At 69.2% G+C, this 7503-nt stretch carries 8 protein-coding genes; all 8 read right to left on the bottom strand.

What is annotated here, in order from left to right:
• On the bottom strand, positions 1-483 hold a 483-nt coding region (aat, locus tag ACT4N8_RS01295), incomplete at its 3' end, for a leucyl/phenylalanyl-tRNA--protein transferase (protein ID WP_444856329.1).
• A 12-nt stretch (positions 484-495) separates the two neighbouring features.
• Positions 496-843, bottom strand: coding sequence for an arsenate reductase (glutaredoxin) (arsC, locus tag ACT4N8_RS01290; RefSeq protein ID WP_444856328.1), 348 nt, complete (start codon positions 841-843; stop codon positions 496-498).
• Complete coding sequence (locus ACT4N8_RS01285; protein ID WP_444856327.1) at positions 840-1337, bottom strand: hypothetical protein; 498 nt, start codon at positions 1335-1337, stop codon at positions 840-842. The genes arsC and ACT4N8_RS01285 overlap by 4 nt, the downstream gene beginning before the upstream one ends.
• A gap of 1 nt (position 1338) precedes the next feature.
• Positions 1339-3339 (bottom strand): DUF2207 domain-containing protein, encoded by a 2001-nt coding sequence (locus ACT4N8_RS01280; protein ID WP_444856326.1) that lies wholly within the window; start codon positions 3337-3339, stop codon positions 1339-1341.
• A 4-nt stretch (positions 3340-3343) separates the two neighbouring features.
• Complete coding sequence (locus ACT4N8_RS01275; protein WP_444856325.1) at positions 3344-3910, bottom strand: LemA family protein; 567 nt, start codon at positions 3908-3910, stop codon at positions 3344-3346.
• A gap of 69 nt (positions 3911-3979) precedes the next feature.
• Positions 3980-5467, bottom strand: a complete 1488-nt coding sequence (locus ACT4N8_RS01270) for a lipopolysaccharide biosynthesis protein (RefSeq protein ID WP_444856324.1) — start codon at positions 5465-5467, stop codon at positions 3980-3982.
• Positions 5464-6822 (bottom strand): acetyl-CoA carboxylase biotin carboxylase subunit, encoded by a 1359-nt coding sequence (gene accC / locus ACT4N8_RS01265; RefSeq protein WP_444856323.1) that lies wholly within the window; start codon positions 6820-6822, stop codon positions 5464-5466. The genes ACT4N8_RS01270 and accC overlap by 4 nt, the downstream gene beginning before the upstream one ends.
• A 106-nt stretch (positions 6823-6928) precedes the next feature.
• Positions 6929-7420: an acetyl-CoA carboxylase biotin carboxyl carrier protein gene (accB, locus tag ACT4N8_RS01260; protein WP_444856322.1), complete on the bottom strand. Its 492-nt coding sequence runs from the start codon at positions 7418-7420 to the stop codon at positions 6929-6931.
• Positions 7421-7503 lie beyond the last annotated feature (83 nt).

The raw sequence follows: 7503 nt of genomic DNA, 5'->3' as shown, positions 1-7503 counted from the left end.
CTCGGTCATGAACTGGCAGTCGAGCAGGGCGAAGCCGCCGACCCTGAGCCGCGCGACCAGCCAGGCGAGCGCGACCTTCGAGGCATCGGGGCGCTCCGAGAACATGCTCTCGCCGAAAAAGGCGCCGCCGAGCTGGACCCCGTAGAGCCCGCCGACCAGCTCGCCCTCCGCCCAGACCTCGACCGAATGGGCGTGACCGCGATCGTGGAGCGCGACGTAACTCGCCTCGATCGCGCCGTTGATCCAGGTGTCCTCGCGCTCGGCGCAGCGGCGCACGACCCGCTCGAACGCCCGGTCCCGCGTCACCTCGAACGCGCCCGATCTCAGCGTCTTGCGCAGCGATCTCGAGAGATGGAACCGATCGAGTGGCAGAATCGCCCGCCTTTTGGGCTCGACCCAGAAGACGTCCTCGGCCTCGCGCCCATCGGACATGGGGAAGACGCCGACCGCATAGGCCTTGAGCAGCAGATCGAGGTCCAGCATCGCGCCGGCAGGCTAGAGAATTTCGCGCACCTTGTCCTGTGGCCGCGCGAGGACGACGCCCTTTTCGGTTTCGACCAGCGGCCGGTTGATCAGGATCGGGTTCTCGACCATCGCCTCAATGAGCGCGTCGTCGCTGACCGCGCCGTGGATCAGATCGAGGTCCTCGGCGAGCTGTTCCTTGGCGCGCAGGCCGTCGCGCGGGGAGATTCCGGCGCGGCTATAGAGCCGCATGAGCTCCGCCGCGGAAGGCGGATGCTTCAGATATTCGACGATCGTGACGTCGGCGCCCTCCTCGCGGAGGATCTCCAGCGTCTTGCGCGAGGTGCCGCAGAGCGGGTTGTGGTAGATGGTGGCTTTCATGGCAGGTCCCGTGTCCGCTCATATTCCTCGAGGATGCGATTTTGTTCCGCGCGGGGGATCGCGCGGCGGCTCGACCAGCGCATCTCGCCGTCCGTGAGGCTGCCGCGCGCCCCGCAAAAGGCCCGGCAGCTGCCTTCGCCGTCGGTCCAGCGCAGCCGGTCGCCGTCGCGCCACAGGCTGAGCCGGCACGGCACGCCGTCATGGTTCGGCATCTCCGCGTCGCGATGGACCAGCCGGCCGTCCTCGAAACTCGCCATGCCGCCGATGCTGCATTGATGGCCGTTGAAGAAGTTGAGATCGAGCTCGACATAGGCCTCGCCCGGCCCGGTCGCGACGACGATGACGCTGTCCGTGCTGGTGAAGCGCGCCCCGGAAATATCGCCGTTGCGGAAGCTGTACGTATAGCGCCCGGCAAGGTCCGCCGCGCTCGTCGCGTCCTGCGCCAGCGCCGCGCCGGCGGCGAGGAGGATCAGGACGGGGAAGAGCCGCTTCATCCTACCAGCCGCCGCCCCCGCCGCCCCCGCCGCCGCCGCCCGAGGAGCCGCCGCCGCCCGAGCTGCTGCTCGATCCCGGCGCGGTCGAGGCGGCCGCGGTGCTGCTGACCAGGCTGGCGCCGACCGCGGTGGCGAACATGCCGGGGTTGGACCAGGCGTTGTTGCTGCCCGAATACCAGCCCATCTGGCTGTCCCGCCGGTTCGGATCGGCCGCTGCCGCGGCGAGCACCGAGGCGAAGCGCGCCGCCCAGCTGTTCTCGACCCCGAGCGCGATCGCATAAGGCAGATAGCGCTCGAACAAGTCCGGCGTCTTCTCGGGCGGGTGGAGCGTCTCCAGCCGCGCTTCCTCGGTGGCGGAGAGATAGCGCTCGAAGCCGGCGATTTCGTCCATCACCTTGCGGCCCTCCCGGGTCGGCGCCGCCATCCACCAGAAAGCCGAGATCACCAGGGGCAAAGCGAGCAGCGGCGCGAGCATCCAGAGCACACCGCCGGCATCGGCCGCGAAGGAGAAGGTGCCGAGCAGGATGAGCAGGCCAAGGATGCCGAGCAGGATCGCGGCGATGGCGAGCAGCCAGCTGCCGTCCTTCGCCACCATGCGGGACTTCGACGCCGCGCCGATCGCGAGTAGCTGAAGGCCGAGGCCGAGCGCCGAGACCAGCGCGCCGCCGGGCTCGCCATAGGGATCGGCCGCGACCACGATCAGGCCGACGAAGTTCATCGCGATGAACAGCATCATCAGCCCGGCGAAGGCCCAACCGAGATTGGCGAGGAAGAGCTTGCCCTTGTAGGCGGCCTCGAAGGGCTCGCGCAGCGCGGCCTGGGCGGCGCGGAAGGTGGCGTGGTGCTTCTTGTCCATCTCGATCGAATCGCCGCTGCCGAACAGCGAGCGGAGCATGCCGCGCTCGGCGGGTGGCATGTCGTCGGGCTCGCCGGTCTTCTCGATGCGGAGCTTCTTGCCGGAGAAGAAGCCGCCTTCGGTTTCGACCAGCCGGATCTTGCCCTTGACCCCGCTCTCGACGATCGCGGCGGCGAAGCAGCGATTGTCGAAGCCCATGCGCTTGACGTAGCGGACCGCGGCGGCGCTCATGTCTTTCGGCGGGGCGAAGAGCGGGACGATTGTGCCCGGGATCGGCCCGCGCCCGGCCCGCTTCCAGGCATAATAGAAGAAGAAGGCGAGCCCGCCGAGCGCGAGGATCGCGGCACCGATCGGGCCATATTCGCTCAGCCATTGCTCCGTGGCGGTCGGCGGCGGCGGCGCTTCGACCACGCCCTTCGGCCAGGCGACGGCGACGGTGAGGCCTTCGTTGGGCCCCAGCGGCCGGGTGGTGCGGAACCGGATCTCGCCCGGCCGCTCCTCGACCACCTCGGCGTCGGTCGCCTGCGAGCCCTGCGGGCCGGTGTAGAAGGCGCGGTTGCCGAAGGCGACGGCCTGGGGAAGGCGGATGCGCACCTCGGCGCGGTCGATCGGGAAGGCCCAGGCATTGCCGGTCGCGTTCCAGTAGAGCTCGTCATAGTCGTCGAAGAAGCCGAGCTGGCGGGTGGTGCGGTAGCTTATCTGGTAGAGATGCTCGCCCCGGGTGAGCATCACGTCGGCCTGGCCGATCCGCACCCGCTCGCCATTGTCGATGCCCTCGGTCGTGTACGGTTCGGGATTGCCGTTGCGGGTGACGCCGTCGACCTCGAAGCCGACGCGGACGGTGCGGCCGTCGCGCTGGTAGCGGGTCGGGAAATCGCGGTAGATGCCGCGCTGGATGCGGTCGCCCTCGGCGCGCACCCGAATCGATTCGACGACCTGGAGCGTGCCGTCGCGGGTCACCGTGACGTCGCTGACATAGCTCAGGATGCGCTCGCCGGCGACACTCTCGGCGAGGCGCGCGGCATCGTCCTGCGCCTCGCGGACGAGCTCCTCGATGCCGTCGGTCGGCTTGGCGGTCGAAGCGGCGGGCGCGAGCAGGGCCAGCGCCGCGAGCAGCAGCGCCAGCAACGGCCGGGCGGCGATCATCGCCTCAGGCCTTCGCGCCGAAGGTGACAACCGGCGCCGCGTGGATCGCGGGATCGGCGTCCTGGTAATATTCCTCCTGCTCGAACCCCATCGGGCCGGCGATCAGCACGTTGGGGAAGGACTGGATCTTGGTGTTCAGATCGCGGACGGTCGCGTTGTAGTAGCGGCGCGCGCTCTGGAGGTGCTCCTCGATCTCCGAAAGCTCCTCCTGGAGCTGGCGGAAATTGGCGTCGGCCTTGAGCTCGGGATAGGCCTCGGCCACCGCCATCAGCCGGCCGAGCATGCCGGTGAAGGCGGCGTCGGCCTGGGCGGTCGCGGCGACGCCCTTGGCGGCGGTCGCGTCGGTGCGATGCTCGATCACCTGGGTCAGCGTCTCGCGCTCGTGGGTGGCATAGCCCTGGACCGTGCTGACCAGATTGGGGATCAGATCGGCGCGGCGGCGGAGCTGGACGTTGATCCCGCTAAACCCTTCCTCGGCCAATGCGCGCACGCGCACGAGGCCGTTGTAGATCGCGACGCCCCACACAAGCACGACGGCGACGACGCCGATGACGATCAATGCGGTCAGCATGCTTACCCTCCCCGAGAACAGGCTTCAGTCATAGGTCGCGGCGCGGCGCGAGTCGATCTTCGCGCGCGCCTATCCGGTGCGGAACTGGCGCAGCGCCAGCGTCTCGCCTGTCGCGGCCAGCCACAGCTTGAGCGTCCCCGCGTAAGCGGCAATCGCGGCCGCCAGCGCGGCCAGCACGAATCCGATCTGGGCGCCCGGCAGCAGCCGCATCGCCGCCAGCCCCACCGCGACCCCCGCCGCGGCCGCGACGATGGGGCCCACGCTGAACAGAAGCGGCACCCGCACGCCCAGCCGGCGGAGCGAACCGCGCCGGACCAATGCGCCCACCGTCACCGCGACGAGGACGGCCACCGCCGCGCCGTCGATGCCGAAGCGCGCGATCAGCGCCCAGCCGAGCGCGAGATTGACCAGGATCATCGCCAGCGTGATCGCGAGCGCGAGGCGCGGCGCGCGGTAGAGCAGGATGAGCTCGCTCACCCCGAACGCGCCGAGGATGGTCTCCGCCGCGCCGAGGAAGACCAGGGCCCAATAGCCCGCCGCGAATTCCGGCCCGAACCAGTGCAGCAGAGGCAGGCCGATCACGATCATCGCGATCAGGAGAGGAAGCTGCAAAGCGAGGATCAGCCGCGCCGCCGAGGCGAAGGCGGCGCCGGTCTCGGCGGCCCCACGCGCCGCGAGCGTCTTCGCGGCGATCGGGGTCAGCAGCCCGTCGAAGCTCTGCCGGACCTGGCGGACCGGGGTACGGATCTGTCGCGCGACGCCGTAAATGCCGGCCGGGCCCTCGCCGAGGAAAAGCCCGACCAGATAGAGATCGAGCCGCGCGAACAAGGCGGCGACGAGGTCGGTGCTCATCGGAAGGACGCCGGCGCCGAGGATCGCCCGCGCTCGTCCCCGCGGCAGCCGGTAGCGGCGAAGGCCGAAGCCGCCATAAGCGCGCCGCGCGCCGAGCAAGGCATAGACCAAGGCGAGCAGGGTGCCGGCCGAATAGCCGATCAGCAGCCCCGTCCCGGTATAGCCCACCAGCCAGGCGGCGGCGGTTGCGGCGAGCGCCGCCCAGGGCTCGACGACGCTGCGGGCGACCACCTCGTAGCGCATCCGATGCTTCCAGCGGGTTGCCGCAAGGAAAAGGTCAAGCAGGGCCTGGCCGGCGATCATCGGCGCGATCAGGAACAGCGCGAAGCCGGTTTCGCCCGCAATCTCGCGGACCGGGGGCAGGAGGAGCAGCGCCATCAGGCCGAGCGCCAGAGCGGCGCTGACCGCGCCGACCAGGACGGCCGCGTCGAGCACGATGTGCGCCGGCGGGCGACTGCTCTCGTCCTCGTCGAGCAGCTTGAACAGGATGCGCTTCATGCCGAGCAGGCCCGCCGCGACGGCCAGCTCGACGATCGCGACGGCGAGGCTGTACGCGCCGAACAAAACCGCCCCGAACAGCCGCGCCGCGATGAACAGGAAGATGAGCCGCGCGCCGACCCGGATCAGCAGCCCGGCGACCGCCGAGGCGCTACCGCGCAGGATCAGGCGATTGGCGGCCGGATCGGCGGCCTCGCCGGCGCTCACGGGGCCCCGGCGCCCTCCCGCGCCAACCACTCCTCGAGCCATTTGATCGTATAATTCCCGGCCTGGAACTCGGGGTCCTCGAGCAGGCGCTGGTGCAAGGGAATCGTGGTCTTCATCCCCTCGATCACGAACTCCTCGAGCGCGCGGCGGAGGCGGCGCATCGCGCCCTGCCGGGTGGTGCCGTAGACGATCAGCTTGGCGATCATGGAGTCGTAATAAGGCGGCACCTTGTAGCCCGAATAGAGTCCGCTATCGACGCGCACGTTCATCCCGCCGGGCGCGTGGAAATGCAGCACCGGGCCCGGCGAGGGGACGAAGGTGACCGGGTCCTCGGCGTTGATCCGGCATTCGATCGCATGGCCGCGGAAGACGACGTCCTGCTGGCGAAGGGTGAGCGAATGGCCCTCCGCGATTCGGATCTGCTCGCGGACGAGATCGAGACCGGTGATCGCCTCGGTCACCGGATGCTCGACCTGGAGCCGGGTGTTCATCTCGATGAAGTAGAATTCCCCGTCCTCCCAGAGGAACTCGATCGTCCCGGCGCCGCGATAGCCCATTTCCGCCATCGCCCTGGCGACGATGCCGCCCATCCGCTCGCGCTCCTCGGGCGTGATGATCGGCGAGGGGGCCTCCTCCAGCACCTTCTGGTGGCGGCGCTGGAGCGAGCAGTCGCGCTCGCCGAGATGGATCGCGTCGCCCTTGCCGTCGCCGAAAATCTGAAACTCGATATGGCGCGGGTCGCCGAGATATTTTTCGATATAGACGGTGTCGTCGCCGAACGCGGCCTTCGCTTCGGAGCCGGCCTGCTTGATCAAGGTCTCGAGCTGGTCCTCGCTGGTGCACACCTTCATGCCCCGGCCGCCGCCGCCCGAGGCCGCCTTGATGATCACCGGATAGCCCGCCTCGGCGGCAATCCGTTTGGCCTCGCCGAGCTCCTTGATCGGCCCGTCGGAGCCGGGGACGAGCGGCAGGCCGAGCTTGGCGGCGGTGCGCTTGGCCTCGATCTTGTCGCCCATGATTCGGATATGCTCGGGCTTCGGGCCGATCCAGACGATGTCGTGGCTCTCGACGATCTCGGCGAAGCGGGCATTTTCGGAAAGGAAGCCGTAGCCGGGATGGATCGCGTCGGCCTGGCTGATCTCGGCGGCCGAGATGATGTTGGGGATGTTGAGATAGGATTCGCTCGCCGGCGGCGGGCCGATGCAGATCGTCTCGTCGGCGAGGCGGACGTGCATCGCGTCGGCATCCGCGGTCGAATGGACCGCGACCGTCTTGATGCCCATTTCGTGGCAGGCGCGGTGGATTCGAAGCGCGATCTCGCCGCGATTGGCGATGAGGACCTTGCTGATCGCCATGCCTACCTCGTCACCCCGGCGACGGCCGGGGTCTCGGGGGGAAGGGCCGGGATTTCTGGTCCTGAGATCCCGGCCTTCGCCGGGATGACGAAGATATATCTCGCCATTATTCGATGATCACCAGCGCCTGGTCGAACTCGACCGGCTCCGCGTCCTGCACGCAGATCTGCCGGACGGTGCCGGCCTTCGGCGCCGGAATCGGGTTCATCACCTTCATCGCCTCGATGATCAGTAGGGTCTCGCCCGCCTCGACCTTGCCGCCGACCGCGACGAAGGGCGCGGCGCCGGGCTCGGCGGAGAGATAGACGGTGCCGACCATCGGCGATTTGACCGCTCCGGGATGGGCGCCGGGGTTCGCGTCGGCCGAGGCGGGCGCCACCGCGGCGGGGGCGGGCTGCGCTACGAGCGCGGGGGCAGGGGCCGCCGCGACAGGCGCCGGCGCGGGCGCGAAGCCGAGCTTGCGCTTGACGACGATCCGGCGGTCGCCGTCCTCGACCTCGATCTCGCTGAGGTCATTGTCGTCGAGCATCTTCGCGAGCTTCTGCACCAAGGCGGTGTCGACCCGCATTGGCCCTTCGGGCCGCTCCTTGTCGCTCATTCGTGAACCCTTACCCCTATTGAAGCGTGGTTCCCTGTCAGAGACGCGCCGCTGCGTCCAGAGCAAGCTCGTAGCCGAGCGCG

This window comes from Sphingosinicella sp. (assembly GCF_052387495.1).
Taxonomy (GTDB): Bacteria; Pseudomonadota; Alphaproteobacteria; order Sphingomonadales; family Sphingomonadaceae; genus Allosphingosinicella.
Note: the sequence above shows the minus strand (reverse complement) of the source record. Positions and strands in the feature narration are given on the sequence as shown.

Coding starts and splice junctions, on each gene's coding strand:
- arsC (WP_444856328.1), bottom strand. CDS start 843: ATGAAAGCCACCATCTACCACAACCCGCTCTGCGGCACCTCGCGCAAG.
- ACT4N8_RS01285 (WP_444856327.1), bottom strand. CDS start 1,337: ATGAAGCGGCTCTTCCCCGTCCTGATCCTCCTCGCCGCCGGCGCGGCG.
- ACT4N8_RS01280 (WP_444856326.1), bottom strand. CDS start 3,339: ATGATCGCCGCCCGGCCGTTGCTGGCGCTGCTGCTCGCGGCGCTGGCC.
- ACT4N8_RS01275 (WP_444856325.1), bottom strand. CDS start 3,910: ATGCTGACCGCATTGATCGTCATCGGCGTCGTCGCCGTCGTGCTTGTG.
- accC (WP_444856323.1), bottom strand. CDS start 6,822: ATGGCGATCAGCAAGGTCCTCATCGCCAATCGCGGCGAGATCGCGCTT.
- accB (WP_444856322.1), bottom strand. CDS start 7,420: ATGAGCGACAAGGAGCGGCCCGAAGGGCCAATGCGGGTCGACACCGCC.